Origin of the sequence: Micromonospora sp. DT53, assembly GCF_049841535.1 — a bacterium.
Lineage (GTDB): Bacteria > Actinomycetota > Actinomycetes > Mycobacteriales > Micromonosporaceae > Micromonospora.
Window position 1 is genome coordinate 219,603 of sequence record NZ_JBNCKM010000001.1, and the last position, 26,032, is coordinate 245,634.

The 26,032-nt window shown below is 72.8% G+C and carries 26 protein-coding genes, 1 pseudogene and 1 riboswitch; of the genes and pseudogenes, 9 read left to right on the top strand and 18 right to left on the bottom strand.

Features of this window, described 5'->3' with window-relative positions; all coding sequences use genetic code 11:
• Positions 1-38: 38 nt before the first annotated feature.
• Positions 39-2,732 (top strand): cellulose binding domain-containing protein, encoded by a 2,694-nt coding sequence (locus ACLQ3B_RS01135; RefSeq protein ID WP_425776550.1) that lies wholly within the window; start codon positions 39-41, stop codon positions 2,730-2,732.
• 156 nt (positions 2,733-2,888) lie between these two features.
• Here the strand turns inward: ACLQ3B_RS01135 and ACLQ3B_RS01140 are convergent, their stop codons facing one another.
• Both ACLQ3B_RS01140 and ACLQ3B_RS01145 read right to left on the bottom strand, forming a co-directional pair.
• The gene (locus tag ACLQ3B_RS01140) at positions 2,889-3,287 is read right to left on the bottom strand and encodes a hypothetical protein (protein ID WP_425776552.1); all 399 of its coding nucleotides are present in this window, start codon (positions 3,285-3,287) and stop codon (positions 2,889-2,891) included.
• 185 nt (positions 3,288-3,472) lie between these two features.
• A complete protein-coding gene (locus ACLQ3B_RS01145) occupies positions 3,473-3,613 on the bottom strand; it encodes a hypothetical protein (protein WP_238670080.1) in 141 nt (46 codons plus the stop codon).
• A gap of 387 nt (positions 3,614-4,000) precedes the next feature.
• Between ACLQ3B_RS01145 and ACLQ3B_RS01150 the strand changes: the two genes are divergently transcribed.
• Positions 4,001-4,363 (top strand): STAS domain-containing protein, encoded by a 363-nt coding sequence (locus ACLQ3B_RS01150; protein WP_030330302.1) that lies wholly within the window; start codon positions 4,001-4,003, stop codon positions 4,361-4,363.
• Between the two features lie 17 nt (positions 4,364-4,380).
• Here ACLQ3B_RS01150 and surE read toward each other — a convergent pair whose 3' ends face one another.
• Both surE and ACLQ3B_RS01160 read right to left on the bottom strand, forming a co-directional pair.
• Positions 4,381-5,208, bottom strand: a complete 828-nt coding sequence (gene surE, locus ACLQ3B_RS01155; RefSeq protein ID WP_425776554.1) for a 5'/3'-nucleotidase SurE — start codon at positions 5,206-5,208, stop codon at positions 4,381-4,383.
• A complete protein-coding gene (locus tag ACLQ3B_RS01160) occupies positions 5,205-6,182 on the bottom strand; it encodes a PfkB family carbohydrate kinase (RefSeq protein WP_425776556.1) in 978 nt (325 codons plus the stop codon). The genes surE and ACLQ3B_RS01160 overlap by 4 nt, the downstream gene beginning before the upstream one ends.
• A 187-nt stretch (positions 6,183-6,369) precedes the next feature.
• Between ACLQ3B_RS01160 and ACLQ3B_RS01165 the strand changes: the two genes are divergently transcribed.
• On the top strand, positions 6,370-6,837 hold the full coding sequence (locus ACLQ3B_RS01165; RefSeq protein ID WP_425776558.1) for an SRPBCC family protein: 468 nt from the start codon (positions 6,370-6,372) through the stop codon (positions 6,835-6,837).
• Positions 6,838-6,933: 96 nt separating this feature from the next.
• Here ACLQ3B_RS01165 and ACLQ3B_RS01170 read toward each other — a convergent pair whose 3' ends face one another.
• The 5 genes from ACLQ3B_RS01170 to ACLQ3B_RS01190 form a co-directional block, all read right to left on the bottom strand.
• Positions 6,934-7,431, bottom strand: coding sequence for a hypothetical protein (locus ACLQ3B_RS01170; protein ID WP_425776560.1), 498 nt, complete (start codon positions 7,429-7,431; stop codon positions 6,934-6,936).
• Between the two features lie 144 nt (positions 7,432-7,575).
• Positions 7,576-8,640: a coiled-coil domain-containing protein gene (locus ACLQ3B_RS01175; protein ID WP_425776562.1), complete on the bottom strand. Its 1,065-nt coding sequence runs from the start codon at positions 8,638-8,640 to the stop codon at positions 7,576-7,578.
• A 5-nt stretch (positions 8,641-8,645) separates the two neighbouring features.
• Positions 8,646-8,777, bottom strand: a riboswitch (cyclic di-AMP (ydaO/yuaA leader).
• Positions 8,778-8,918: 141 nt separating this feature from the next.
• Positions 8,919-9,836 (bottom strand): cation diffusion facilitator family transporter, encoded by a 918-nt coding sequence (locus tag ACLQ3B_RS01180; protein WP_425776564.1) that lies wholly within the window; start codon positions 9,834-9,836, stop codon positions 8,919-8,921.
• Positions 9,837-9,942: 106 nt separating this feature from the next.
• Positions 9,943-12,060: a HelD family protein gene (locus tag ACLQ3B_RS01185; protein ID WP_425776566.1), complete on the bottom strand. Its 2,118-nt coding sequence runs from the start codon at positions 12,058-12,060 to the stop codon at positions 9,943-9,945.
• Positions 12,061-12,167: 107 nt separating this feature from the next.
• Positions 12,168-13,103 carry an alpha/beta fold hydrolase gene (locus tag ACLQ3B_RS01190; protein WP_425776568.1) on the bottom strand — a complete coding sequence of 312 codons (936 nt, stop codon included), beginning with the start codon at positions 13,101-13,103 and terminating at the stop codon, positions 12,168-12,170.
• Between the two features lie 170 nt (positions 13,104-13,273).
• Between ACLQ3B_RS01190 and ACLQ3B_RS01195 the strand changes: the two genes are divergently transcribed.
• Positions 13,274-13,900 carry a carbonic anhydrase gene (locus ACLQ3B_RS01195; RefSeq protein ID WP_425776570.1) on the top strand — a complete coding sequence of 209 codons (627 nt, stop codon included), beginning with the start codon at positions 13,274-13,276 and terminating at the stop codon, positions 13,898-13,900.
• Positions 13,901-13,975: 75 nt separating this feature from the next.
• Here ACLQ3B_RS01195 and ACLQ3B_RS01200 read toward each other — a convergent pair whose 3' ends face one another.
• Entirely contained in the window at positions 13,976-14,305 is a 330-nt protein-coding gene (locus ACLQ3B_RS01200) for a hypothetical protein (protein ID WP_030330285.1), read from the bottom strand.
• Positions 14,306-14,614: 309 nt separating this feature from the next.
• On the opposite strand from ACLQ3B_RS01200, the gene ACLQ3B_RS01205 reads away from it, so the two are divergent.
• Both ACLQ3B_RS01205 and ACLQ3B_RS01210 read left to right on the top strand, forming a co-directional pair.
• A complete protein-coding gene (locus ACLQ3B_RS01205; protein ID WP_124820305.1) occupies positions 14,615-15,106 on the top strand; it encodes a DUF3145 domain-containing protein in 492 nt (163 codons plus the stop codon).
• A gap of 97 nt (positions 15,107-15,203) precedes the next feature.
• On the top strand, positions 15,204-16,937 hold the full coding sequence (locus ACLQ3B_RS01210; RefSeq protein WP_425777993.1) for a glycoside hydrolase family 3 protein: 1,734 nt from the start codon (positions 15,204-15,206) through the stop codon (positions 16,935-16,937).
• Positions 16,938-17,008: 71 nt separating this feature from the next.
• Here ACLQ3B_RS01210 and ACLQ3B_RS01215 read toward each other — a convergent pair whose 3' ends face one another.
• Positions 17,009-17,674: a lipoprotein gene (locus ACLQ3B_RS01215; RefSeq protein WP_425776572.1), complete on the bottom strand. Its 666-nt coding sequence runs from the start codon at positions 17,672-17,674 to the stop codon at positions 17,009-17,011.
• A 134-nt stretch (positions 17,675-17,808) separates the two neighbouring features.
• On the opposite strand from ACLQ3B_RS01215, the gene ACLQ3B_RS01220 reads away from it, so the two are divergent.
• Complete coding sequence (locus ACLQ3B_RS01220; protein WP_030488757.1) at positions 17,809-18,027, top strand: hypothetical protein; 219 nt, start codon at positions 17,809-17,811, stop codon at positions 18,025-18,027.
• Between the two features lie 48 nt (positions 18,028-18,075).
• On the opposite strand, the gene fabF is transcribed toward ACLQ3B_RS01220, so the two are convergent.
• The 7 genes and pseudogenes from fabF to ACLQ3B_RS01255 form a co-directional block, all read right to left on the bottom strand.
• Positions 18,076-19,302: a beta-ketoacyl-ACP synthase II gene (gene fabF, locus ACLQ3B_RS01225; protein ID WP_425776574.1), complete on the bottom strand. Its 1,227-nt coding sequence runs from the start codon at positions 19,300-19,302 to the stop codon at positions 18,076-18,078.
• A 2-nt stretch (positions 19,303-19,304) separates the two neighbouring features.
• The gene (locus ACLQ3B_RS01230) at positions 19,305-19,544 is read right to left on the bottom strand and encodes an acyl carrier protein (RefSeq protein WP_030330276.1); all 240 of its coding nucleotides are present in this window, start codon (positions 19,542-19,544) and stop codon (positions 19,305-19,307) included.
• 85 nt (positions 19,545-19,629) lie between these two features.
• Positions 19,630-20,574 carry a beta-ketoacyl-ACP synthase III gene (locus tag ACLQ3B_RS01235; RefSeq protein WP_425776576.1) on the bottom strand — a complete coding sequence of 315 codons (945 nt, stop codon included), beginning with the start codon at positions 20,572-20,574 and terminating at the stop codon, positions 19,630-19,632.
• A 5-nt stretch (positions 20,575-20,579) separates the two neighbouring features.
• Positions 20,580-21,497, bottom strand: a pseudogene (locus tag ACLQ3B_RS01240) (ACP S-malonyltransferase); the annotation flags it as partial.
• A 78-nt stretch (positions 21,498-21,575) separates the two neighbouring features.
• Positions 21,576-22,877 (bottom strand): PucR family transcriptional regulator, encoded by a 1,302-nt coding sequence (locus tag ACLQ3B_RS01245; RefSeq protein ID WP_425776577.1) that lies wholly within the window; start codon positions 22,875-22,877, stop codon positions 21,576-21,578.
• A gap of 37 nt (positions 22,878-22,914) precedes the next feature.
• Positions 22,915-23,616 carry a response regulator gene (locus ACLQ3B_RS01250; RefSeq protein ID WP_425776579.1) on the bottom strand — a complete coding sequence of 234 codons (702 nt, stop codon included), beginning with the start codon at positions 23,614-23,616 and terminating at the stop codon, positions 22,915-22,917.
• Complete coding sequence (locus ACLQ3B_RS01255; RefSeq protein WP_425776581.1) at positions 23,613-24,797, bottom strand: sensor histidine kinase; 1,185 nt, start codon at positions 24,795-24,797, stop codon at positions 23,613-23,615. Before ACLQ3B_RS01255 ends, ACLQ3B_RS01250 begins: the two co-directional genes overlap by 4 nt.
• Before the next feature lie 119 nt (positions 24,798-24,916).
• On the opposite strand from ACLQ3B_RS01255, the gene pyrE reads away from it, so the two are divergent.
• On the top strand, positions 24,917-25,459 hold the full coding sequence (pyrE, locus tag ACLQ3B_RS01260; RefSeq protein WP_425776583.1) for an orotate phosphoribosyltransferase: 543 nt from the start codon (positions 24,917-24,919) through the stop codon (positions 25,457-25,459).
• A gap of 213 nt (positions 25,460-25,672) precedes the next feature.
• Entirely contained in the window at positions 25,673-26,002 is a 330-nt protein-coding gene (locus tag ACLQ3B_RS01265) for a hypothetical protein (protein WP_425776585.1), read from the top strand.
• Positions 26,003-26,032: the final 30 nt, after the last annotated feature.

The following is a 26,032-nucleotide window of genomic DNA, read 5'->3' on the forward strand; positions in this document are numbered from 1 at the left end:
CCCCGTCCCCCGGGGTTCCATCCCGAGAGGAACCGCAGATGCGGAGAAGTCTCGCCGCCACGGTCGTGTCCGTGTTGGCCGCCGCCACAGCCGTCGTGGTGGTCCCGTTCACCGCCGCTGGGTCGGCCCCCACCCCGGCCGCAGCGGAGGCATACACCTGGCGAAACGTCCCGGTGGGCGGCGGCGGCTTCGTGCCCGGCATCATCTTCAACCCCACCGAGAAGAACCTCATCTACGCGCGCACCGACATCGGTGGGGCGTACCGCTGGGAACAGACCAGCCAGTCCTGGACGCCGCTGCTCGACTGGGTCGGCGCCGACCGGTGGGGCTACAACGGCGTGGTCAGCATCGCCACCGACCCGGTGCAGACCGACCGGGTGTACGCCGCGGTCGGCATGTACACCAATGGCTGGGACCCGAACAACGGCGCGATCCTGCGCTCGGCCGACAAGGGCGCCACCTGGCAGGCCACCGAGCTGCCGTTCAAGAACGGCGGCAACATGCCGGGCCGGGGAATGGGGGAGCGGCTCGCCGTCGACCCCAACCGGAACAGCATCGTGTACTACGGCGCCGAGGGCGGCAACGGGCTGTGGCGCAGCACCGACCACGGCGTGACCTGGGCCCGCGTCGCCGCCTTCCCCAACGTCGGCAACTACCGCGCGGACCCCAGCGACCCGAACGGCTACAACGGGCAGAACCAGGGCCTCACCTGGGTCAGTTTCGACAAGAGCACAGGCACCGCCGGCTCCACCACGCAAACCATCTACGTGGGCGTGGCGGACAAGGCGAACCCGGTCTACCGCAGCACCGACGGCGGCGTCACCTGGGCGCGCATCCCCGGTCAGCCCACCGGCTACCTGGCCCACAAGGGCGTCGTCGACCCGGTCGGCGGTCACCTCTACATCGCCACCAGCGACACCGGCGGCCCGTACGACGGCGGCAAGGGTGACGTCTGGAAGTTCACCCGGTCGACCGGGGCCTGGACGCGGATCAGCCCGGTGCCCTCCACCAGCGCCGACGCCTACTTCGGCTACAGCGGCCTGACCATCGATCGGCTTCACCCGAACACGCTGATGGTGGCCACCCAGGTCTCCTGGTGGCCGGACGCCATCTTCTTCCGCAGCACCGACGGCGGGGCGACCTGGACCCGGATCTGGGACTTCACCAGCTATCCCGAGCGGTCCCGCCGCTACACCTTGGACATCAGCTCGGTGCCCTGGCTGACCTTCGGCGTCAACCCGGCGCCTCCGGAGGCCTCGCCCAAGCTCGGCTGGATGAACGAGTCGGTGGAGATCGACCCACACGACTCCAACCGGATGATGTACGGCACCGGCGCCACCATCTACGGCACCACCGACCTGACCAAATGGGACACCGGCGGTCAGCTCACCCTCCGGCCGATGGTCCGAGGGCTGGAGGAGACCGCCGTCCTCGACCTGATCAGCCCGCCCAGCGGCGCACCCCTGATCAGCGCGCTCGGCGACGTCGGCGGCTTCCGGCACACCGACCTCGACACGATCCCGTCGATGCTGTTCACCCAGCCGGTCTTCACCAGCACCACCAGCCTGGACTACGCGGAGAGCAAGCCCGCGGTGCTGGTACGCGCCGGCAACTTCACCGATGCCGACCGGCCCAACGACAGTCACGTCGCCTTCTCCACCGACGGCGGCGCCACCTGGTTCCAGGGCACCGAACCGTCCGGGGTCAACCAGGGCGGCACGGTGGCCGCCGCCGCCGACGGCAGCCGGTTCGTGTGGGCGCCAGGTGACGCGGGCCAACGCGTCGTCCACTCGGTCGGCTTCGGCAACTCCTGGGCGGCGTCCACCGGCATCCCGGCGAACGCGACCATCGAGTCCGACCGGGTCGACCCCAGCCGGTTCTACGGCTTCAGCGGTGGGCGCTTCTACCTGAGCACCGACGGCGGGGCCAGCTTCACCCCGACCACGGCGGCCGGGCTGCCCACCACCGACGTGCGGTTCAAGGCCCTACCCGGCCGGGCCGGCGAGTTGTGGCTGGCCGGGCCCGGCGGGCTGTGGCGCTCCACCGACGCTGGCACCAGCTTCAGCAGGCTGACCGGCGTCAGTGCCTCCGGCAACGTCGGTTTCGGCAAGGCGGCACCCGGGCGGACCAGTCCCGCCGTGTTCCTCTACGGCACGGTGGACGGTCAACCAGGCGTGCACCGCTCCGACGACGCCGGCGCGACCTGGGTACGCGTGAACGACGACCGCCACCAGTACGGCAACCCGACCGAGGCGCTGACCGGCGATCCGCGTGTCTACGGCCGGGTCTACCTCGGCACCAACGGTCGCGGCATCCTGGTCGCCGAACCCACAACCGGCGAGCCCCCGACGACGCCACCCCCGACAACGCCACCGCCGACGACGCCACCGCCGACGACGCCACCGCCCACCACCCCACCGCCGACCGCCGGTTGTGCGGCGACCTACCGGGTGACCGGTTCCTGGTCAGGTGGTTTCCAGGCCGATCTGGTGGTCACCAACGCCGGCAGCGCCCCCATCGCCGGCTGGACGCTGGAATGGACCTTCACCGACGGCCAGCGGGTCAACCAGCTCTGGGGAGGCACCCACACCCAGACCGGGGCCGCCGTGTCGGTCCGGGACAGCGGCTGGAACGGCGCGCTCGCCGCCGGGGCCAGCACCACCGCCGGTTTCCTCGGCTCGTGGACCGGCCGCAACACGTCCCCGGCCACCATCACCTGCACGAGTCGCTGAGCAGGTGATCCGGGCCGGGACCCCGGATCACCACCAGACTCCGGTCCGCCGGGCCGCCTGAGGGGTCCGGCACCCGGCGGACCGGGCCATCCCACCCCACCACCACGCGGGCCCCGCTCGACCTGGGTCGAGCGGGGCCCGCGGTGGTGCTGACGTTCAGACGGCGGGGGAGCTGGGGCGGTCGACGTCGACGAACTCCACGTCGTCGGCGGTACGGTCGTCCCGGCTGCCGGCAGCCCGCGCGGCGGAGCCGACGGCCCAGCCGACCGCCGCGCCGACGAGCGCGGCGCCGATCAGGAGCGTCCAGGGCAGTGCCGGCCGGCGGCCGGCGAGCGCGTCGAAGGCCAGCGAGGCGCGGCGTCGCGCCTCCTCGGCGGCGGAGCCCACCAGGTCACCCGCCCCGTCGGCGAGCTCGGTGCTGTTCTGGCGGGCCGAGCGGGCGGTGTCCCGCACACTGTCTCCGGCGTAGCTGACGGCCGAGAGCAGGTGCTCCCAGGCTTGGTCCGCGATCCGCTCCGGCTTGCTGCGGCGGTCCAGCAGGTTGGTTCCGAACATCGTGGTTACCTCCTCAGGTGCCGAAGCCGCCGGCCACTTCGGACTTCGGCGTCTTTCCAGCGCGTCACGGTGTCGCCTACCCCGCAGTGCCCCGCGTCGGCCGGACGCAAACCCCGCCCTCCGCGGAGCACCGGTAGTTCGGAGCGGCGGTGGCTCGGCGTGCCATGACCCGGCGCGTCACCGACTCAACGCACCGCCGACACGGCGACGCCCCGCGCGAAGTCGTCGTCATCGTCGTCATCGTCGTCTCCGCCACCGAAACCGCAGGCCAACACAAGGGCGAGCAGAACGCCGACGCCGGCCAACCCGGCAAGTCGCTTGATCATCGAAGATCCTCTCCGTCACGGCGGGTGTCCCGGCCGATGCTAGGGCGCGTCGGCAACCGTGGGCGCGGATCGCGTCGGCCGGCTGTGGGCGACACGCCGACGGCACACGGGGCAGGCGTACGTCGGGGGCCGGTTGTCGGGCCGGGCGGGTCCGGACCGCTACCCTGGTTCGGCGGCGCGTCGGTCACTACCGATCGCCGCTGCTCAAATGACAAAAAGTCTTGAGTAATCAGATACTGAAAAGTGCGGATATGGGCCGCTTTGTGGGTCCGGATCCGCGAATTGCTCATCCCGAGGGGTGGCGACCGAGGCCGTCGGAGGAATACTCTCGGTCGCGGCCCGCGTACTGATGAGGCGCCCGGGGGACGGGCGGGTGGAGGTGCTCGCGTGAGCCTGTCGATCGTGAAGTCGGTTCTGTCCGGTGGTGTCGTGGAGATCGCCCCTCGGGGCGAGATCGACGTCGACACAGCGTACGAGGTGCGCGAAGCGATCGCGGAGGTGCTGGCCAAGGGCCGCCCGCTGCGCATCGAACTCAACATGAGGTTGGTCACCTTCATCGACTCGGTCGGCATCAGCGCCATGGTTGCCGGCTTCCAGACGGCCGAGGTCAGCGACGTCAAGCTGGTGGTCACCGAGCCGAGCCGGTTCGTGCACCGGCAGCTCTGGGTGACCGGTCTGCTCGGCCTCTTCGGCGCCCCGGAGCCCTACTTCGCCGGCGCCGCCACCCCCGAGGTGCTGCCCGGCGCCTGAGCGCGCTGGGCACCCCGTCAGGGCTGCTCGTCCAGGCCGGTCAGGTCGATGTCGGTCGCCTCGGTGACCGCTCGGATGGCCGTCACCGACGCGTACCCGGCGGCCAGCAACGCCACGTCCGTGCCGGGCTGTGCGGCCTGCCCCGGCTCCTCCAGCGACGTACGGACGAAGCCGTGGCCGGATTCGGCCACCGTCATCTGTACCTGGCCGAAGCTGGCCAGGGTGCCTCGCCGTACCCCGCGCAGCTGCCCGTGCGGCAGGTCCGGGGAGTTGACGTTGAGCACGCTCTCCATCGGCGCGGAGGTCAGCCGGGGGAGCAGGTCCAGGGCGACCCGGGCGGCGGTGCTCCAGTGCCGGTCGGCGTCGCGTACCCGGGCGGCGGCGTCCACCGCGGCGCCACCGCTCGCGGCCGTCGCCTCGCCGGCCGAGAGCACGTCCAGGGACACCGCCATCGCCCGGCAGCCGTTCGTGGCGGCGGTGAACGCGGCGCCCACCGTTCCGGAGTGCAGCACCGCCCGGCCGGCGTTGGCACCCCGGTTGACACCGGAGAGCACCACCGACGGCGGTGGACCGAACGCCCCGTGCAGGGCGATCAGCGTGATGAAGCCGGGGGACCCACCGACCCCGTACGCCGGCACACCCGCCAGGTCCGGCAGCGGATGGTCGTTCACGACGACTCGCCCGTCGCGCTCCAGGGCGCTCATCGCGGCGCTGGTGCCGCTCGCCTCCTCCATCGGTGCGGCGACCACCACGTCCAGGCCCCGCTGCCTGGCCGCCCAGGCCAGTGCCTGGATGCCCGGCGCCGCGATCCCGTCGTCGTTGGTGATCAGCACTCGCAGGGTCATCGCTCGACCACCCGGCCGGCCAACTCGTCCGGGGTGGTCCGTTCCTGTTGCCGGCTGTCCGCCGGCACCAGCCGGACCCGGTCCACCAGACCGGTGATCGAATCGAGTCGCCCGGTGCCCAGGCCGTGCCGGGTCACGTTCAGCGCGCCGGCGGCGGCGCCGGTGCGGATGGCGGTCCGGATGTCCCCGCCCCTGGCCACGACGGCCGCCACCCCGGCGGTCATCGAGTCGCCCGCGCCGCGCGGGTCGGCGGCCTCCAGTCGGGGCATCTCGACCTGGAACAGCTCCCCGTCGATGAGCGCCAACGCCGGCTGGTCGGCCCGGCTCACCACCACCGTCTCGGCGCCGCCCGCGTGCAGCTCGTACATGGCCCGGGTCAGCTCCACGGTGTCGTCGCTGCGGGCGCGGCCGTCGCGGATCAACTCCTCGTGACTCACCTTGAGGAAGAACACCCCGCTCTCCAGCACCGAACCGAGGTGATCGCCGGAGAGGTCGACCACCACCCGGCCACCGTTCGCGCCGAGATCGGCGGCGAAGCGTCGGTACAGGTCGGCGGGTACGAGCCAGGGTTCGTTCGGCCCACTGAGGATGCTCACCGAGGCCCGCAGGCCCTCGCCGAGGGCGAGGTTGTACAGCTCGTCGATCTCGTGCCGGCTCAGCGGCTGCCCGGGCACGTCGGCGATCTCCTGCCGGGAGCCCTCCCGGCGGTCGTGCACGTACCCGCCGCTACCGGAGTCGCGGACCACCACCTTGAGGTCCACGCCCTCGCTGACCAGCAGCGGCTCCAGCACCTGGCCGATCTCGCCACCGAGGGCGGCGCAGAGCACCACGTCGACACCCAGGGAGATCACCATCCGGGCCTGCCAGACACCCTGCCCGCCGGGGTGCAGGTGCAGCTCGGGGTGATCGTTGGGCTGGTCCAGGGTCACCGTCAGTTGTGGAGTGGGCGCGAAGACCATCACGTGCCCGCTCATCGGTCGTCGCCGTTCATGCTGGCCGCCTCCGGCATCTTCGGAAGATTTGCACCAACCGACCTTAATGGGGCAGGTGGCGGCAGGTCGCACCATCGGCCCGGTCCGGCGCGGCGCTGCGGGTCGTCGGGCGTTGCCAGCCAGACATCGGTACGGGACGATCGGGCGACCAACGACGGCGGGAGACGGTGTGCTCAGCAGCGATACCTTCAGTTACACCGTTCAGGCCCGATGCTCGCCCGCCGAGGCGGCGGCGCTGCTCAGCGACCTGACCCGGCAGGGTGAGCTGCACCCGCTGATCGTCCGGGTCCGCCGGGTGCCACCCCGACCCGGAGCCCAGGCCAGCTACACGATCAACGACCGGTTGGCGGCCGGCCCGCTGCGCTTCCGGACGACGTACCACGCGGATGTGCTGATCAGCGAGGCCGACGAGATCGTCATGGTGGCTCGCCAGTGGCCCGCCACCACGGTGCGCAACCACACCCGACTGCGCGCCGAGCCGGACGGCCTGGTCCGCATCGACGTCGAGATCACCCTGACCGCGCCGAAGCCGCTGTTCCGCTACGCGTTCCGCCAGGCCCAAGCCGCTCACCTGGCCCTGGCCACCCGCCTGGGCGCCGCCCTGGACCGCACCAACAATCCGCCACCCCCGGTCTGATTCGCCCCGACCCGGCCCGCCGATCTCGCGGTTTCAGTTGTCGACGTCAGCGAGGATGCCCCATCTGCCGGGACGGCAAGTGCAAGATCGCGGGCGCTAGGTTGTGGTTGCGACGCGATCTCGGGTGGGGGTGGGGCGGCGGCGGCCCCACGGCTTGTAGGTGGACAGCACCGTCGCGATGATCATCAGGGTGGTCGACACCGCCGGCGCGATGACCAGGTCGGCGCGATCCCGGGTGGGTAGGGCGGCGCCGACCGCTCCGGCGTGGCGCAGGTTCGGCAGGAGCAGAAACAGCACCAGCCCGACCATCACCGTGGTGAGCACGAGCTTGACCAGCACCCAACGGTGGCGCAGCAGGCCCCACGGGGTGAGCAGCGAGCTGGCGACTCCGATCAGCCAGACCAGGACGCTCAGCGGCGCGAACAGCACCGTGCCGACCAGGGCCATGACCGGATAGGCCACTCCCGGGTCGGTGCCCCGCTGCACGGCGATGCCGAGGGTGAGCAGCACCAGGTCGGCGCCCAGCCAGCCGAGCGCGGTGACGAGGTGCAGGGTGAGCAGCGCCTTGCGGGTGGTGGGTCGGATCCGAGGCATACCGCGATGCTGCCCGCCGGCCCCGGCCGGGTCGTCCGACGAGCGACGACATCACGGGTACGCCCGGCGACGTAGTGCCGGCCCAGACGCACGCGCTGCCGGTGAGCCATCGACGATGACGCACCGGCAGCACGAAAGCGTGGGTCAGTAGACCGACAGGTGTACGTGGTTGGTGTGGTCGGTCGACGGGGTGCCGTGCGCCCCGCTGTACGACTTCCACCCGCTGCTGGGCAGCCAGATCTGCCTGTACCAGATCACGTAGAGCACGGCGAGCCGGTCCGCGTTGCGGATGAAGTACGCGGCCAGGTTGTTGCCGTACGTCTTGTCGCCGCCGGTGGCTGCTCCGCCGAAGCCGCCCTTCTGTGCCGCGAAGTCGCAGGCTCGGCCCTTCGGGTGTTCGCCGGAGCCGCTGGGGCGGTGGCACGAGACGTACCGGGTGAAGCCCGCGGCCTTGGCCTGGTTGAGCGCGTGCAGGGTGCGCGGGGTGATGCAGCCGCTTGCCGGCGTGGGGTCGTTGACGCTGCAGGACTCGGAGGGCCAGGAGCCGTCGGAGTTGCGCGGCGCGGCCTTCGCGTTGGCGGTGGAGGTGCCCCGGTTGGAGTCGGTGTCCGCGGTGGTCTGCGGCTTGGGTGTGGTGGCCACGGTCAGGGCCCGTTCGGCCTGTTCCTTGCGCTTGGCCATCACCGCGACCTGCTTGCGTTGTTCGGTGATCTCGCCGTCCAGGGCGCCCCGGGTGCGGTTGGACTGGTCCTTGCTCTTCAGCAGGTCGCGCAGCACCCTGTCCTCGTTGGCGGCGACCGCGTCCAGCGCGGCGGCCCGGTCCATGAAGCCTTCCGGGGTGTTGCTGTTGAGCAGCGCCGACATCGCGCCGAGCCGGCCGGTGCGGTACGCCACTCCGGCGATCTCGCCGACCTTGCCGCTGCGCTGGTCGATCTCGACCTCGATGGTCTTCAGCTGGGTGGCGAGCTGCTGTTGCCGTTGCACGGAGGTGTCCAGGGCGCGCTTCGCGTCCAGGTAGCCCTTGCTGGCCGCCTCGAGTTGGGCGCGCAACGCCGGGGTGCCGCCCTCCTCGTCGGAGTCGGGTGCGGCGGCTCGCTGGCCGGTCGGGGGAGCGGCCGAGGCGGTGCCGGCCGGAAGCGCGACGCCGAGGGCGAACATCGCGACGATCAGGGCCGCCAGTCGGGCGGCGGGTGGTCGTGCTGGTGCCACTGCGCATGTCCTTCCGTCAGCCGCCGACCGGGTTAGCTGACGGGTTCGGGACGGAAGATCCCTACCGCTGACGCGGATGCACCCCAGAAACATGGTTCCCCGGTTCGCCCGGCTGGGCGATTAGGCGGCGACCACCACCGGCGCCGGGAGGCGCCGCCTGGTGGAGGCCGGGACTGAGCCTACCGGTGCCGATGGGGCCGCTGCAGCCAATGTGACGGACGGTGCGTGCGTCAGCACCAAGAAGTACGGCAAAGCGGGGTAATGCGCCGAAAGCCCCGTCACCACTCGATGGATCCACACGCTCCGGAGGCGGCGCCGGGCTCGATCTGCAAGGTCGCGTGCTCGATGCGGAAGTCGTCGTGCAGGGCCGTACGCGCCGCGGTGAGCACCGCGCCGACCTCCGCGCCAGCTGCCATGGTCAGGTGTGCGGAGGCCACCTCCATGCCGGAGGTGAGCGTCCAGACGTGCAGGTCGTGCACCTCGACGACACCGGGGACCGCGGCCAGCCGGTCGTGCACGGCTGTCACCTGGAGGTGCTCCGGGGCGGCCTGCACCAGGATGCGGATGGCGGCGCGGGCCAGCCGCCAGGTGCGCGGCAGGATGAACACGCCGATGGCGACCGCGACCAGGGGGTCGGCCCACCACCAGTCGGTGACGGTGATGAGCAGCGCCGCGCCGATGACGCCGACCGAGCCGAGCAGGTCGCCGAGCACCTCCAGGTAGGCGCCCTGGAGGTTGATGCTCTCTCGGGCCCCGGCGCGCAGCAGGGCGAAGGCGGCGATGTTCGCGAGCAGGCCGAGCACGGCGACCGCGAGCATCGGGCCGGCGATGACCTGGTGTGGATCGCCGAAACGGCGGATCGCCTCGATCACCACGTAGATCGCGACGCCGGAGAGCAGGACGGCGTTGGCGAGTGCGGCGAGCACCTCGAGTCGGTAGAGCCCGAAGGTGCGCTGCGGGTCGCCGGTGGCCCGCCGGGTCGCCGTGATCGCGGCGAGTGCCATCCCGATGCCGAGCACGTCGGTGAACATGTGCCCGGCGTCGGAGAGCAGGGCGAGTGAGCCGGTGTGCAGGGCGACCACCGCCTCGACCACCATCAGGGTGGCGAGCAGCCCGAATGCCGCCCAGAGTCGACCCCGGTGCTGGTGCGCGGCATTGGCGACGGACCCGTGGTGGTGGTCATGACCTGCGCCCACGAGAACCACCTTCCGCCGCTGGCCGGGACCCGGTCAAATGTATGCTCACATCGCTATGTGTGCAAGTGTACGTGCGGCGTCTCCCACCGACGGCAGTCCGCGCAGTTCAGCCGGTCGGGTCGATGGTGGTGAGCCGCTGGGTGGCCCGGGAGAGCGCCACGTACAGGGTGCGTACCCCGGCACCCGGATCCGCCCGGATCTCGCTCGGGGCGACCAGCACCACCCCGTCGTACTCCATGCCCTTGGCCTCCAGGCTGGTCACCACCTGCAACCTCGGCGCGCCGAGCGCGCCGAGCCAGCCGGCGACCTCGTCGCGGCGGGGGACCGGCGTGATCACCCCGACCGTGCCCTCCACCTCGGCCAGCAGGCCGGTGGCGGCCTCCACGGTCGCGGTCTCCAGGCCCGTGGCGGGCACCACCAGCTCGACCGGTTCGACCCCGGTGGAGCGGACGGCGGTCGGCAGCGGAAGGTCGGGGTAGAGCCGGCGGATCTCCGCCGCCGCCACCGCGAAGATCTCCGCCGAGTTGCGGTAGTTCGTGGTGAGCGTGAAATCGTGCCGCTTACGCCGGCCCAGCGCCTGGTCGCGGGCTCGGGTCAGCTCCTCCGGGTCGCCGGTCCACGCGGTCTGCGCAGGGTCGCCCACCACGGTCCAGGAGGCCAGTCGGCCACGTCGACCGATCATCCGCCACTGCATCGGCGAAACGTCCTGCGCCTCGTCCACCACCACGTGCGCGTACTCCCGGTAGTCCTCCGGGCGCTCCCGGGCCGCCGCGCGGGCGGCCCGCTGCCGTTCACCGAGGGTGCTCAACTCGCGGACGCCCCCGGCGAGCTGGAACGGATCGCGTCGCGCGCGAGCCGGCTGCGCGGGCTTGCCGAGCAGCGCGTCCAACTCGTCCAACAGCGCCACGTCGGCGATGGTCAGCCCGGCCGAGTCCAGGTTCCGGTACGCGGCGTCGAGCAGCCGGATCTCCGCCGAGGAGAGGATTCCCCCGGCGTAGCGGCGCAGCCGATCCGGCTGCGCCAGCCAGCCGAGCACGTGCCGGGGGTGCAGCCGAGGCCACCACGCCTTGAGGAACTCCCGGAACTCCGACCGCTCGGCGATCTCCGCCTCGAAGGCGGGCTGCTCCGGCAGTCGACCGCTGCTCAACTCACGGGCCTGCGCCCAGAGCGCGGCGAACACCCCGTCGAAACCGGCCCGGCGCACCTCGTTGCGGCGTGCGCCGCGTTGCAGCGCGCGGTCCTGGATCCGGTCCAGCGCGGCCCGGTCCAGTCGCAGCAGCGTGCCCCGGTAGAGCAGCCGTAGCTCAGCCGGGCCACCCGGCACCGCGTCGCGGGCCGCCCGCTCCAGCACCCGGCGCATCCGCAGCGAGCCCTTCACCGCCGCCACCTCGGGCGGGTCGGGGCGGGTCGCGGTCATCCCCGGGAAGAGGGTGCCCAGCGAGTGCAGGGTCGCGGTGTCCTCACCGAGCGACGGCAGCACGGAGCCGATGTACTCGACGAAGACCGACGACGGGCCGACCACCAGGATGCCGCCGCCGGCGTAGCGACTGCGGTCGGAATACAGCAGGAACGCGGCCCGGTGCAGGGCGACAGCGGTCTTGCCGGTGCCGGGCCCGCCCGCGACGATCGTCACCCCGGAGCCGGGCGAGCGGATCGCCTCGTCCTGCTCCCGCTGGATGGTCGCCACGATGTCGCGCATGCCCCGGCCGGTGGCCTTGGACAGGGTGGCCAGCAACGCGCCGTCACCGACGACAGTCATCCCCTCCGGGGCGGCGGTCGGGTCCAGCAGGTCGTCCTCGATCCGGGTGACCCGTTCGGCGCGGGACTGGATCGTGCGGCGCCGCACCACGTCCAGGGGCTGCGCCGGGGTGGCCTGGTAGAAGGCGGCGGCGGCCGGGGCGCGCCAGTCGACGACCAGGGTGACGGCGTTCTCGTCGCGGATCCCCAGTCGCCCGACGTGCAGCACCTGACGGTCGCGCAGGTCCAGCCGGCCGAAGACCAGCCCCTCGTGCTCGGCGTCCAGGGTGTGTCGCCGCTGCGCCGCGTGGAAGACCATCGCGTCGCGCTCGACCAGGGCGCCGTGCGTGCCCACCCGGGCCATCCGGTAGCCGTCACGCTCGGCGCGGACGGCCGACTGCCGCAGCTCGGCCAGTCGGGCGTACACCCGGTCGAGGTGTCGTTGCTCGACGGCGATCTCCTGCTCCAGGCCGGTCTGGTCGGTCAACGCACGCTCCTTCAAAGGTCGCCGGCAGGCGGCGAAAACCGCGCGGGCCAACCGAGAAGAGTACGGCCCTGGGCCCGACCGGCCGCGCCCGAGGTGCGCGAACGCGCTCACGCACCCGTTTCGGCGGTGATCGCGTGCGGCGCTTCGGTGAGCACCCGTCGCAGCACGCCGGTGAGCGCCGAGTTGACCTCGTCCGGGCGTTCCATCATCAGCATGTGCCCGGCGCCTGGGCAGACGGTCAGCTCGGTGGCCGGCAGAGCCGCCGCGATCGACTCCGCGCACGGCGGTGGGGTCAGCCGGTCCCGGTCGCCGACCAGGGCGGCGGCTGGCAGGTGGGCCAACGCGGCGAGGGTGTCCAGTCGGTGCTGGGTGCCGATGGAGGCGCGGAACCCGCCTATCGAGCGCAGCGAGGCACGAGCCACCGCCGACGTCACCAGGCGGATGTCGGCAGGCTCGCAGCGGTCGCCGAAGAGCATCCACCGGATGCTCGGTTGCAACGCGTTCAGCAGTGCCCGGGGCGCGCGCCACGAGCCACAGCGGGCCAGCACGCCGGCGCCTGTCGTCTCGGCCAACCGGATCAACCTGGCGATCCGTGGCGAGAGCCCGTAGACGGTGTGCGTGTGCCCCTCGGCGGTGGTCGAGACGAAGACCAGACCGGCGGTACGGGCGGCGAAGTGCGCGGGGTGGCGGTGGGCGTACTCCATGATCGTCATGCCGCCCATCGAGTGCCCGACCAGCACCACCGGGCCGGTCGGCGCCACGGCGTCGATGACCGCGGCCAGGTCGTCACCCAACTGGGCCAGGGTCGCCGTGGGCAGCGCCATGCAGCTGGACCGGCCATGCCCCCGCGCGTCGTACGCGACCACCCGCACCGCAGCACCGAACGGCGCCGCGGTGAGCGCGTCGACCTGCCGGTGCCAGGCGCGCCCGTCCAGCGTCCATCCGTGCAGCAGGACTGCGGTGACCTGGGCGTCCGTCGGACCCGTCGCCTCGACGTTGAGCCGTACGCCGTCCGGCAGGCCGACCTCGAACCGCTCCGGCATCGCCACCTCCCCAGGGCCACCCAGTACCACCAGCACCTCCGATACCCGGCGGTAACACCGGCTACCCGCCCTGGCACCCGGCCAATCGCGCCGTCACGAACATTCCCGACCTCGCCCGTGCCGGACGGCGGCGGGCCAAGCTGAACGGCATGGGGTCGTCGGGGGCGCCCATGGGCGCGACGTCGGGGCCGGGGCGGCAGGCCGGCGGTACGCCGCGCGCCGCGCTGGCCGATCTGCTCGCCGGTAACCGGCGGTTCGTCAGCGGTCAACCGGTGCACGGGCACGACGTCACGGCCGCCGCCGCGGCGGCCTCCGGCGACCAGCAGCCGTACGCAGTGGTGCTGGGCTGCATCGACTCCCGGGTGCCGTTGGAGGCGATCTTCGACCAGACCTTCGGCGCGATCTGCGTGATCCGTACCGGGGGGCACGTGCTCGATCGCGCGGTCTGTGGCTCGATCGAGTACGTGGTCGGCCAGCTCGGCGTACCGCTGGTGATGGTCCTCGGCCACGAGCGGTGCGGCGCGGTGCAGGCGACGGTGGAGGCGCTGCGCACCGGGCAGCGTCCCGGGGGGTCTCTGGCGCACCTGGTGGACGAGATCGCCCCGGCGGTCATCGAGGCGGGGATCGACGACCCGGCGGTGCAGCCGCTGGCGATCCGCCGACACGTGCGGCGCACGGTGCGCATCCTGCGCGAGGACGACCTGCTGGCCGGGCCGGTGGCCGCCGGTCGGGTGGCCGTGGTGGGCGGCCTCTACGACCTGGCCACCGGCGAGGTCGCCCTGCTCGACCCCGGCTGACCTGGCCCTGGACGGACGAAACCGCCCGTCGGGAGTTCCCGGCGGGCGGTTTCGGTTGGTGCGGTGGGGGAGGGCTCAGCCCTCGAAGACGCCGGCCGCGACCAGGCGCTTCTCGGTGGCCTCCCAGCCGTCACCCGGGTGGGTGGCAGCCAGGTTGTTGATCTCCGCCCGGATCTTGGCGGCGTGGCCGGCGGCGGCCAGAACGCGGATCTCCTCGACGAAGGCGTCGGAGTCCGTGCGCAGGTGCGCGGTCTTGCCGTTGGTCAGGTTCCGCACGTAGGCGTGCTTGCCGCCGTTGAGCGGGATGAGGTACTTGAACTCGCCCAGCACGCTGAGGGCGCCACCCTGGCCAGCCTGGCCGGCCCGGACGGACGCGCGCGCGGTCTTAGAGGTGTTGCTCGCCACGGAGGTACTCCTTGCAAGACGTACGGGAGGACTGGACGTCCGGGGGCTGTGTGCGGGTCGTACGTGACTCGGCCCGCGAAGGTGTAACGCGGCATAAGCCGCCGGTGGAACTGTACAGGACCACGACATCATGCTGGTCGTCGCGGTGTCCTGAGAGGCAACGGCGGCCACCCGTCCGGCTATTCCACCCGGCGTTTTTTCCGATTCCCTGGCGCACCACGCGTCACAGGAGTCATCATGTGTTGCAGCAGCCACCTGGGTGGACGAGGTCGTAGGGGAAGACGCACCTCGCTCTCCCGGGAGGTCACCGTGCCAACGCGTGGCGTCGTATACGTCCACTCGACCCCGCTCGCCGTGTGCTCGCACGTCGAGTGGGCGATCGCGCGCGTCCTAGCCGCGCCGGTCAACCTGCAGTGGACGGCTCAGCCCGTCGACCCCGGCGCACGCCGGGCCGAGTGCGGGTGGACCGGTCGTCCGGGGACGGGCGCCGAGCTGGCTGTTGCCCTACGGCAGTGGCCCATGATCCGTTTCGAGGTCACCGAGGAACCGAGTCCCAATGCCGACGGTGAGCGCTTCATGTACGTGCCGGCCCGTGGCCTGTTCCGGGCGACGGTCGGCGTGGCCGGCGACATCCAGCTCGGCGAGGACCGACTTCGTGCGCTGATGGCGGCCTCCCGGGCCCCGGAGGCGCTGGCGCACGCCCTCGACAAGGCGCTCGGCACGGCGTGGGACGCTGACCTGGAGCCCTACCGGTATGCCGGTGACGGTGCCCCGGTGACCTTGCTCACTCGGGTCGGCTGACCCGACGGTCCGCGAGGCGGCGACGTGCACGCGCGCGCCGTCGGTGCGGCGTGCGGGCGGTAAGGTCAAGTTGCCCCGATAAGGGGGAACTGGTGGGATAGGCGGCGTGTCGAATCGCCCGTGGCGCGCCCGTGTCGCTGTCGCCGCCCTGACCGCCCTGCTCGTCTCCGGCTGCTCGGGCGGGTCTCCCCGACCCGCCCAGACGCCCAGCCCGGCCGCCTCGTCCGCCGGCCCGAGCGCCCCGGCCGCGCCGCCGGCCAGCGATCCCGCCGCCCGCGCCGCCGCGCTGGTGGCGACGCTGTCCGACGAAGACCTGGTCGGCCAGGTGCTGATGCCGTACGCCTACGGCGACTCGGCGACCAAGGTCTCCGCCGGCTCGGCGGCCGGTAACCAGGCCCTCGCCGGGGTCGACACCCCCGCCGACATGATCGCCAAGTACCGGCTGGGTGGCCTGATCCTGGTCGGCTTCAGCGCCGACGACCCGACCAAGGGCAACCAGGAGACCACGAACGTCGACAACCCCAAGCAGGTGCACGAGCTCACCACCGGGCTGCGTGGCGCCGCCGGTCGGCTCGCCGCCGGCCCCGCGCCGCTGCTGATCGGCACCGACCAGGAGTACGGCGTCGTCACCCGGGTGACCGACGGGGTCACCGTGCTGCCCAGCGCCCTCGCGTCCGGCGCGGCCGGTGACCCGAAGCTCACCGAGGCCGCCTGGCGGGCCGCCGGCACCGAGTTGGCCGCGATGGGCATCAACATCGACTTCGCCCCGGTGGCCGACGTGCTGGCCACCCGCAGCACCGTGATCGGCTCCCGGTCGTTCGGCGCCGACCCGAAGCAGGCCGCCGCCCAGGTGGGCGGCGCGGTCCGTGGCCTCCAGGCGGTCGGGGTCGCGGCCACCCTGAAGCACTTCCCCGGGCACGGCCACAGCGCCGACGACTCGCACCAGGATCTTCCGGTGCTCACCCAGTCCGCCGCGGCGTTGCAGAGCGGCGCGTGGCCGCCGTTCACCGCCGGTATGGACGCGGGCGCGATGGCCGTGATGTCCGGCCACCTGGACGCGCGCGCGATCGACCCGGGGACCCCTGCGACGTTCTCGCACAAGCTGCTCACCGACGTGCTGCGCGGCCAACTCGGCTTCAAGGGCGTGGTGATCACCGACGGCATGAACATGCCGCCCGCGAAGCGCTGGGCTCCCGGCGAGGCAGCGGTCCGGGCGCTCAACGCCGGTAACGACCTCATCCTGATGACCCCGAACGTCGGTCAGGCGTACGACGGTCTGCTCGCCGCGCTGCGCGGCGGATCGCTGCCCCGGACCCGGCTGGTCGAGGCGGTCACCCGGGTGCTGACCATGAAGTTCCGCCTCGCGGACCTGCCGGCGGCGCAGATGTCCACGCTCAACACCCCGGCGCACCGGGCGGCGGCCGACGCGCTGGCCGCCGCCGCCGTCACCGTGTTGCGGGGCGCCTGCGGCAAGGCGGTGAGCGGGCCGGTCACCGTCACCTCGTCCGGTGGTCGGGATGGCACCCGGGCCGCGCTCACCGCCGCGTTGACCGCCGCCGGGGTGCAGGTCAAGCCCAGCGGCGGCACGATCGTGCACCTGGTGGGCTACGGCGACGGCGCCAAGGACCTGAGCCCCGACGCGGCGGTCACGGTCGCCATGGACACCCCGTACGTGCTGGCCGACGCCAAGTCACCGACGCTGCTGGCGACGTACTCCTCCAGCCGGGCGTCGATGACCGCCCTGGCCGCCGTGCTCGCCGGCAAGGCCCGGCCGGGCGGCCGGTCTCCGGTGGCCGTCACCGGGCTGCCCGCGACGACCTGTCGCACCTGAGCTGCCCGCGACGACCTGTCGCACCTGAGCTGCCCGCGCGGCCGGATCAGCGCCCACCGCGAAGGGCGACCTCACTCGCCCTTCGCGAGCCCGCGCACCGCGAGCCGGTAGGCGGGCAGCACGTCGGTCCGTTCGGTGATCAGCCCCTCGTTGACCGCGAAGACCAGCGTCTGCCCCGCCGACTGGACGGCCAGCGCCCAGTTCCGCGACTCCTCCTCGGCCAGCGGGTTGGTGGCGAGCCAGGTCATCTCGGTGGCGTCGAAGCCGCCGGCCCGCAGGTCGCGGAACTGCGGGCCGGCGACCGTCTCGCCGGCCCCGGCGGCGAAACTCTCCAGCGTGGCGCGCCGCGGGACCGTCGGCGGGTCGGCCGCCCAGATCCGCAGGAACCCGCCGCCCGCCGACCGGCCGTCCACCTCGCAGCGCATGGTGGTGCCACCGCGCTTGGTGAGCGCCTCGCCGACGAGTTCGGCCAGTTCCCCCTTGGGCGGTTCGACCGCCTTCGCCGTCCACCCGTCGGCCAGCGGAAACGACACCGGCACCGGGCAGGGGGAACCCGAGCCGCCGGTCGTGCCGCCGGACGACGCCGGGGTCACCTCGTCGTACCAGGGCTCGCCGGTGGCCTGTGGGGCAGGGCTGACGGCCGCCGGCCCGGCGGGAGCGTCGGCGTCGTCGCCGCAGCCGGCCAGCAGGCCGAGGGCGAGCGCCGCCGACACGGCAACGCGGGTACGAGTGTCCATGGTGGTGATCTCCGTCAGTCGATCTTCAGTCCGCCCATCCAAGCCGTGTGGTGTCCGAACGTCAATCGGGACCGTTCGCAGGCGCGACGGAAATCGGGTCGCCCCGCCCCCGGACGGTCTGGCAGCCTCCCCCCATGGGAGCGGCAGAAGGATTCCGACACGTGCAACGGGCGGACGGCACGGTGGTGATCACCCACCACGGGCGGGTCGCCGGCACACTGCGTGGCGCTCGGGCCGCGGAGTTCCTCGCCGAGGTCGACGACGACCCACAACTGGTGATGGCCCGCTGGACCGGCAACTACCGCCACGGCAACGAGCGCACCGCGAAGCAGCACCCCCGCAACCGAGGCTGAACGACGCAAGGGCCCCTCCTCGACGAGGAGGGGCCCTTGCGCAGGGTCTCAGGGGCGGGCGAAGACGAGAGCCACGTTGTGGCCGCCGAAGCCGAACGCGTTGTTCAACGCGGCCGGGATGTCCATGTGGCGGGCCTTGTGCGCGGCGACGTCCAGGGTGAGGCCTGGCTCCGGGTCGTCGAGGTTGATCGTCGGAGGGACGACACTGTCGCGGATCGCCAGGATGGTGGCGATCGACTCCAGCGCGCCGGCCGCACCGAGCAGGTGACCGGTCATCGACTTCGTCGCGGACAGCACCGGGTGGTCGCCGAGCGCCTTGTGCAGCCCGCCGATCTCCAGCATGTCCCCCACCGGGGTCGAGGTGGCGTGCGCGTTGACGTGCACGATGTCGCGCTTGGCGATGTCCGCGTCCGCGATCGCCTTGGCGATGGCCCGGATGGCGCCCTCGCCCTCGGCGTGCGGCTGCACGATGTCGTACGCGTCGGAGGTGATGCCGGCGCCGGCGAGACGCGCGTACACCCGGGCGCCCCGGGCCGCGGCGTGCTCGGCCCGCTCCAGCACCAGGATGCCGGCGCCCTCGCCCAGGACGAAGCCGTCCCGGCCCCGGTCCCACGGGCGGGAGGCCCGCTCCGGGTCGTCGTTACGTGTCGACATGGCCCGCATCGAGCTGAAACCGGCGATCGGCAGCGGGTGGATGACCGCCTCGGTGCCGCCGGCCACCACCACGTCGGCCCGGCCGGAGCGGATGATGTCCAGCCCGAGGGCGATCGCCTCGGCGCCGGTGGCGCAGGCGCTGGCCACCGAGTGCACGCCGGCCTTGGCGCCCAGCTCCAGCCCGACCCAGGCGGCCGGACCGTTCGGCATCAGCATCGGGATGGTGTGCGGGGAGACCCGCCGTGGCCCGGACGCCTCCAGGATGTCGTCCTGGGCGAGCAGGGTGGTGGCACCGCCGATGCCGGAGCCGACGCTGACGGCCAACCGCTCCCCGTCGAGGTCGGAACCGGCGAGGCCGGCGTCCGCCCAGGCCTGCTGCGCCGCGATGATCGCGATCGCCTCGGAACGGTCCAGGCGGCGCAGGCGGACCCGGTCCAGCACCTCGGACGGCTCCACGGCCAACTGGGCGGCGATCCGGACCGGAAGTTGCTCGGCCCACTCCTGGGTGAGGGCACTCACCCCGGAGCGGCCGGCGAGCATTGCGTCCCAGGTCGACGCGACGTCCCCGCCAAGCGGGGTCGTCGCGCCGAGCCCGGTGACGACGACGTCAGGACGAGTCATGATCAGGACTGCGCCGCGATGTAGCTGACAGCGTCGCCGACGGTCTTGAGGTTCTGCACCTCGTTGTCCGGGATCTTGACGCCGAACTTCTCCTCGGCCGCGACCACGACCTCCACCATGGAGAGCGAGTCGACATCGAGGTCGTCGGTGAAGGACTTCCCCTCGGCCACGTCGTCCGGGTTCACCCCGGCAACCTCTTCGAGGATCTCGGCGAGGCCGGTGGTGATCTCGTCACGGGTCATTGCGGTTGGTTCCTTTCATCGGGGTTGTCCGGCGGTCGGCGTCGCCGACCGCCACTCCTCGACGCGTACGCGCCCGAGGGGGTCATCAGGGGCAGCGGACGACCTGACCGGCGTAGGTCAGGCCACCGCCGAAGCCGAACAGCAGCACCGGCGCGCCCGAGGGCACCTCCCGGCGCTCGACCAGCTTGGACAGGGCCAGCGGCACGCTCGCCGCCGAGGTGTTGCCGGACTCGACGATGTCCTTCGCGATGATCGCGTTGGGGATGTTGAGCCGCTTGGCGATGCCGTCGATGATCCGGGCGTTGGCCTGGTGCGGCACGAACGCGGCCAGCTCCGACGGGTCGACCCCGGCCCGCTCGCAGGCCTGCAACGCGAGCGGCGCCAGCGCGGTGGTGGCCCAGCGGAACACCGCCTGCCCCTCCTGCTGGATGTACGGGCGCCAGCCCTCGATGCGGACCGCGTCGCTCTTGTCCGGTACCGAACCCCAGACGACCGGGCCGATGCCGGCCGGCTCGTCGTCGGCGGTGGCGGACACCACCGCGGCGCCGGCCCCGTCGGCGAAGATGATGCAGGTGGAGCGGTCGGTCCAGTCGGTGAAGTCGGACAGCTTCTCCGCGCCGATGACTATCGCGTTGCGCGACGCCCCGGCCCGGATGGCGTGGTCCACGGTGCCCAACGCGTACGCGAAGCCCGAGCAGGCGGTGTTGAGGTCGAACGCGCCAGGCGCGGTGATGCCCAGCTTGGCGGCGACCCGGCAGGCCACGTTGGGGCTGCGGTCGATGGAGGAGCAGGTGGCGACCACGACCAGGTCGATGTCGGCGGCGGTCAGGCCCGAGTTGGCAAGCGCCTTGTCGGCGGCCGCGGCGGCCATGTCGGCGACGGTCTCGGTGTCGGCGATCCGCCGGCTGACGATGCCGACCCGGTCGCGAATCCACTCGTCGTTGGTGTCGACGAGCTGGGCGATGTCGTCGTTGGTCACCACCCGGGAGGGCTGGTAGTGCCCCATCGAGACGATGCGACTGCCAGTCATGAACGACCTCCGATACGGGCGATCAGGTCCCGTGCGGCCGGCAGGTCGTCCGGGGTGTTGAGGGTGACGATCTCCGGGGCGCCGTCGCCCTTGAGCTCCCGCTTGACCAGGCCGGCGAGGGTGCCGGCCGGGGGCAGCTCGATCACGCCGGTGACCCCGAGGTCGGCCAGCGTGCGCATGCACAGGTCCCAGCGCACCGGCGCGGTGACCTGGCGGACGAGGCGCTGCACCATGGCCGCGCCGTTGTCGACAGCTGTGCCGTCGAGGTTCGACAGCAGGGTCCGGGCCGGGTCGGCGGGGGTGATCCCGGCGGCCTCCGCGGCGAGCGCGGTCTCGGCCGGCGCCATGTACGGGGTGTGGAACGCGCCGGCCACCTGGAGGCGGATGATCCGGGTCCGGGCGGGCGGCGCGGCGGCGAGCTTGTCGAGGCCGTCCAGGGCGCCCGCGGCGACGATCTGCCCGGCGCCGTTGCGGTTGGCCGGGTAGAGCCCGTTCGCCTCGATCGCGGCGATCACCTCGTCGGGGTCACCGCCGAGCACGGCGGCCATGCCGGTTGGCTCCAGCGCGCAGGCGGCGGCCATCTCCCGGCCGCGTACGCCGGCCAGGGTGATCGCGGCGTCGGCCGACAGCACACCGGCCAGGGCGGCGGCGCCCAGCTCACCGACGCTGTGGCCGGCGGTGAGCGCGACGTCGTCCAGCGGCAGGTGCTCGGCCGCGAGCAACGCCGCGGCGACCAGCAGCGGCTGGGTGCGGGCGGTGTCCTTGATCTCGTCGGCGTCGGCGGCGGTGCCCAGGTGCAGCAGGTCGACCCCGGCCAACGCCGACCATTCGCGCAGTCGCGCCTCGGTGCCGGTCAGGTCGAGCCAGGGGGTCAGGAAGCCGGGTTTCTGAGAACCCTGGCCGGGACTAAGTACGGCGAGCACGCCTATGACTCTCCCGGATACGGGCGGGTAACGCGGTGCCGCCTTCGACCAAACCACACTAGGACCTTTGGAGGTTTCCTACAAAGATCGGCGGGGATCATCCTCTGTTTGGGGGGATTTCCGGGCGGCCGGGGTGATTGTCTGAGTCGGGACCGGCGAGGTCAACGGGGCAACCGGATCCAACCGACCCACGGTCAGCGCGACCTGAAGGGCGAACGCATCACGCGGCGACAGCGGCGAGAACCCGGTCACCTCGGCGATTCGGCGCAACCGGTAACGCACCGTGTTCGGGTGCACGAACAGTGCCCGAGCCGCGCTCTCCAACGTGCCACCGGCGGCCAGGAAGGCGTCCAGGGTCGCCAGCAGCTCCCCACCGGCGCGCACCAGTGTCGCGTACACGTCGTGGCGTAACCGCCGACGGGCCTCCGCGTCGCCGGCGAGGGCCCGCTCCGGCAGCAGGTCCGCGGCCGGTACCGGCCGGGGCGCGCTGGGCCAGGCCGGTGCGGCCCGGAAGCCGGACAGCGCGGCCCGCGCCGACTCGGTCGCCTCGTCCAGGCTCGGTACGGCCGGACCGACCACCACCGGGCCGTCCCCGAACGCGCTCAACAGCTTCGCGGTGGCGGTCAGTGGGTCCGGTGCGCCGCCCAGCACGATCACCAGCCGGTCGCCGTGCACACCGCCGATCACCTCCACACCGATCCGGCGGGCCTGCCGGTAGACCACGTGCAGCACCGCCGAGACCTCGCCGCCGGGCGACCGCCCGACCGCCACCGCCACCGGCGGCGCGTCCGTCCAGCCGAGCGCGGCGGCCCGACTGGCCAGGACGTCCGGCGAGTCCCCGCGCAACAGCGCGTCGACGAGCAGCGCCTGCAACCGGGCGTCCCAGGCGCCGCGTGACTCGGCGGCCCGCGCGTACACCCGGGCGGCGGCGAACGCGATCTCCCGGGAGAAGCGCAGCACCGCCTCGCGCAGCTGCTGCTCCTCGCCCTCGGCGGCCAGGTGTGACACCTGCTCCTCGACCACGTCGATCGTCACCTTGATCAACGCCACGGTCTGCTGGAGGGTGATCGACCGGGCCAGCGCCTGCGGGGCGGCGTCGAAGACCTCGTCCGAGACCTCCTGGGTGCTGTCCGCCGTGCCGCCGCCCTCCCGCAGCCACTGCACAAGCGACCTCGCGCCCGCCTGGGCGACAAGCATCACCCAGGAGCGCTGGTCGGCCGGCAGCGCCCGGAACCAGGGCAGCGTCTCGTCCATCCGGGCCACGCTGGAGGTGGCCAACGCCCCCGCCGATCGTTCGATCCGGCGCAGCGTGGCCGACAGCTTCCCACCGCCCGGCGTGCTCACCGCCCTAGCCTGACACGTCGTGAGCAGGCCAACCACGTCGGCGTCGGTCCGCCGGTCACGGTCGGCGCCCGTCTCACGGCTGCGGGGGAGCGGGCAGGCCCACCTCCTGGGCCAGGATCGCGGCCTGCACCCGGCTCCGCAGGTCCAGCTTCGCGAGGATCCGGCTCACATGGGTCTTGGTGGTGCTCTCCGCCAACACCAGCCGATCGGCGATCTGCTGGTTGGACAGGCCCAACCCGAGGCAGGCCAGCACGTCACGCTCGCGCGGGGTGAGGGTGTCCAGCGCGGCCCGGGCGTCCGCCGACGCGCCCGGCGCGGTGGCCGCGAACGCGGTGATCAGCCGCCGGGTCACCGTGGGCGCGATGAACCCGTCGCCGCGCGCCACCGTCCGCACCGCGCTGACCAGGCCGGCGGCGTCGGTGTCCTTGAGCAGGAACCCGGCCGCGCCGGCCCGCAACGCCCCGAAGACGTACTCGTCCAGGTCGAACGTGGTGAGCACCAGCACGTCGGCGAGCCCGTCGGTGACGATCGCCCGGGTCGCGGAAATCCCGTCCCGGTGCGGCATCCGCACATCCAGCACCGCCACGTCGGGGCGTAACTCCCGGCACAGGCGCACAGCGGCGTCGCCGTCGGCCGCCTCGCCGACCACCGCGACACCCGGTGAGCCGTTCAGGATCAACGCCAGCCCGGCCCGAACCGCCGGCTGGTCGTCGGCGAGCACCACCCGTACCGTCGCCGCGCCCGCGTCACCCGGTGGCCGCGCCGGCCCGCTCACCCGCCCTCCCCGGTGGGCAGGGCCGCCCGCACCTGCCAGCGACCGTCGCGCGGCCCGGCGGTGAACCGGCCGGCCAGCAGCGTGACCCGCTCCCGCATGCCGATCAACCCGGCCCCGGCGCCCGCCAGCCCGGCTCCGCCCCGACGCACCGGGTTCTCCACAGTCAGCACCACCTCGGCCGGCCGGTACGCGATAGTCAACTCCGCCTCGCCCGTGCCGTGCTTGAGCGCGTTCGTCAGCGACTCCTGCACGATCCGGTACGCGGCGAGGTCCACCCCCACCGGCAGCGCGCCCGGCGTGCCATCGGTCCGGACCCGCACCGCGAGACCGGCCGCCCGGGCCCGTTCGACAAGTCCGTCCGCCTCGGCCAGCCGCGCGGTGAGCACGTCCGGCGTACCAGGCTCGCCAGTGGTCCCGGGCTCGCGCAACACCTCGATCATCTGACGCATCTCCGCCAGCCCCTGCACGCTGCTCTCCCGGATCACCCGCAACGCCGACTCCACCTGAGCGCGATCCAAGCCGGGCACGGAGAGCACGGCGGTGGCGTGGATGGCCACCGCGCTGAGGTGGTTCGCGACCACGTCGTGCAACTCCCGGGCCATCCGGGCCCGTTCGGCGCTGACCGCCTGCCGACGGTCCAACTCGACAAGCCGGGCGGTCTGCTCGGCCCGCGCCCGCTCGGCGGCGGCCTGGTCGCGGTACTGCCGCACACTGATGCCGGTCAGGACCGGCAGCAGCCCGACGAGCACCACCAGCACCCCGAACGCCGCCCCGCGCCAATGGCCGTACCCGAGCACGCCGACGACCACCCCGACCAGGCTCAGCGCCACGGTGATCCGCAGTAACCACCGCCAGAGCCGGGGCGGGCCGTACACGCAGGCGTCGTAGAGCACCTGCGTGTAGACCAGGACAGTGCCCAGCGAACTGCCCAGCGCCGTGTCCACCACCAGTGCGCCGGTCCCCACGGCCAGGCTGGCACGCGGTGCCACCCGCCGTAGGCCGACGGCGACGCAGACCGCCACCAGCGGCGGCAGGAACAGCGCCGACGGCGCGTCCGCGTCCGGACGGACCTGCGGTTGCCAACCCAGGGCGTAGAGCACCAGGCCGCCGGCCAGCGACGCGCCGGCCAGCACGAGGTCACGGCCGAGGGTGCCGGAGTCGAGCCACGGTGGCGGACGCATGCCCCGATCCCACCACAACCGTCGCCCGTCGAACTCCGACCGGGGGAGGACGTCGACCGCACCGCCATGCGCCGAAAGGGGTACGCGGATCACGCGCCGCCAGCGCAATAATGATCATCATGACCGATGTGGAGACCCTGGCCGCGCTGGCTCGCGAGATCGACACCACCTGCCGGCTGACCGGCACGTTCGTGCTCCGCTCCGGTCGGACCGCCGACGAGTACTTCGACAAGTATCGCTTCGAGGCCGATCCCCGTCTGCTGGACCGGGTGGCCGCCCAGTTGGCGCTCCTGGTCCCGACGGACACCGAGGTGCTGGCCGGGTTGGAGATGGGCGGCATCCCGGTGGTGACCGCGCTCGGCCGGCACACCGGGCTGCCCTGCGCCTTCGTCCGCAAGACCGCCAAGGCGTACGGGACGGCCCGGCTCGCCGAGGGGGCCGAGCTGGCCGGGCGGCGGGTGCTTGTCGTCGAGGACGTGGTGACCTCCGGCGGCCAGGTGGTCATCTCCACCGGCCAACTCCGTGAGCTGGGTGCCCGGGTGGAGCACGCCCTCTGCGTCATCGACCGGGCCGAGGGCGGGGCGCAGGCGCTCGCCGATCACGGCGTGACACTGCGAGCGCTCCTCACCCGAGCCGACCTGGAGGCTCACCGCACCCGCTGAACGCCGGGTCCTCCCCGCCGGCGAGCCCCCGGTGAACGGTGCGCGAAGAAGCTGTGAACTGCGTAACCAGGCCCCGCGCTCACCGGCGTCTTCGAGGACCGGCCCTCCCGGACCCCGGGTACGCTGCGCGCGGCCCGTCGGTCCCGGCCAGTACGGTGACAGGGCACCTCGGGGGGAGCATCCGAGGGTGAGGCGAGCGTGAGGAGACCGGGAATGGCGCACGGGGAGGCCGAACACGGCTGCGCCCAGGGCGAGCCCTGCCGGCCGGGGCACCACGACCCGCAGGCGGCTGGCAAGCACCGCCGGGCGGTCGGCGGCGCATCGGCGCACCCGGTGGAGCCGCTCGCCGGCCGGGCCGACGATGATGCCCCGCTTCCGCGTCAGCGCTCCGGTGAGCCCAACACCCTCGCCGAGCCCGACTCCGACGTTCCCGCTGGTTGCCTCAGCGAACTTCCCGGCTGGGCCGGGGCACATCGGCACGGCCCAGTCCGGCCGCGGCCACGGGCCACCCGCAGGGAGCGCCCACCGCGCCGCTGGTGCTGATCACCGCCGACGCACTCGCTGATCAGCGAG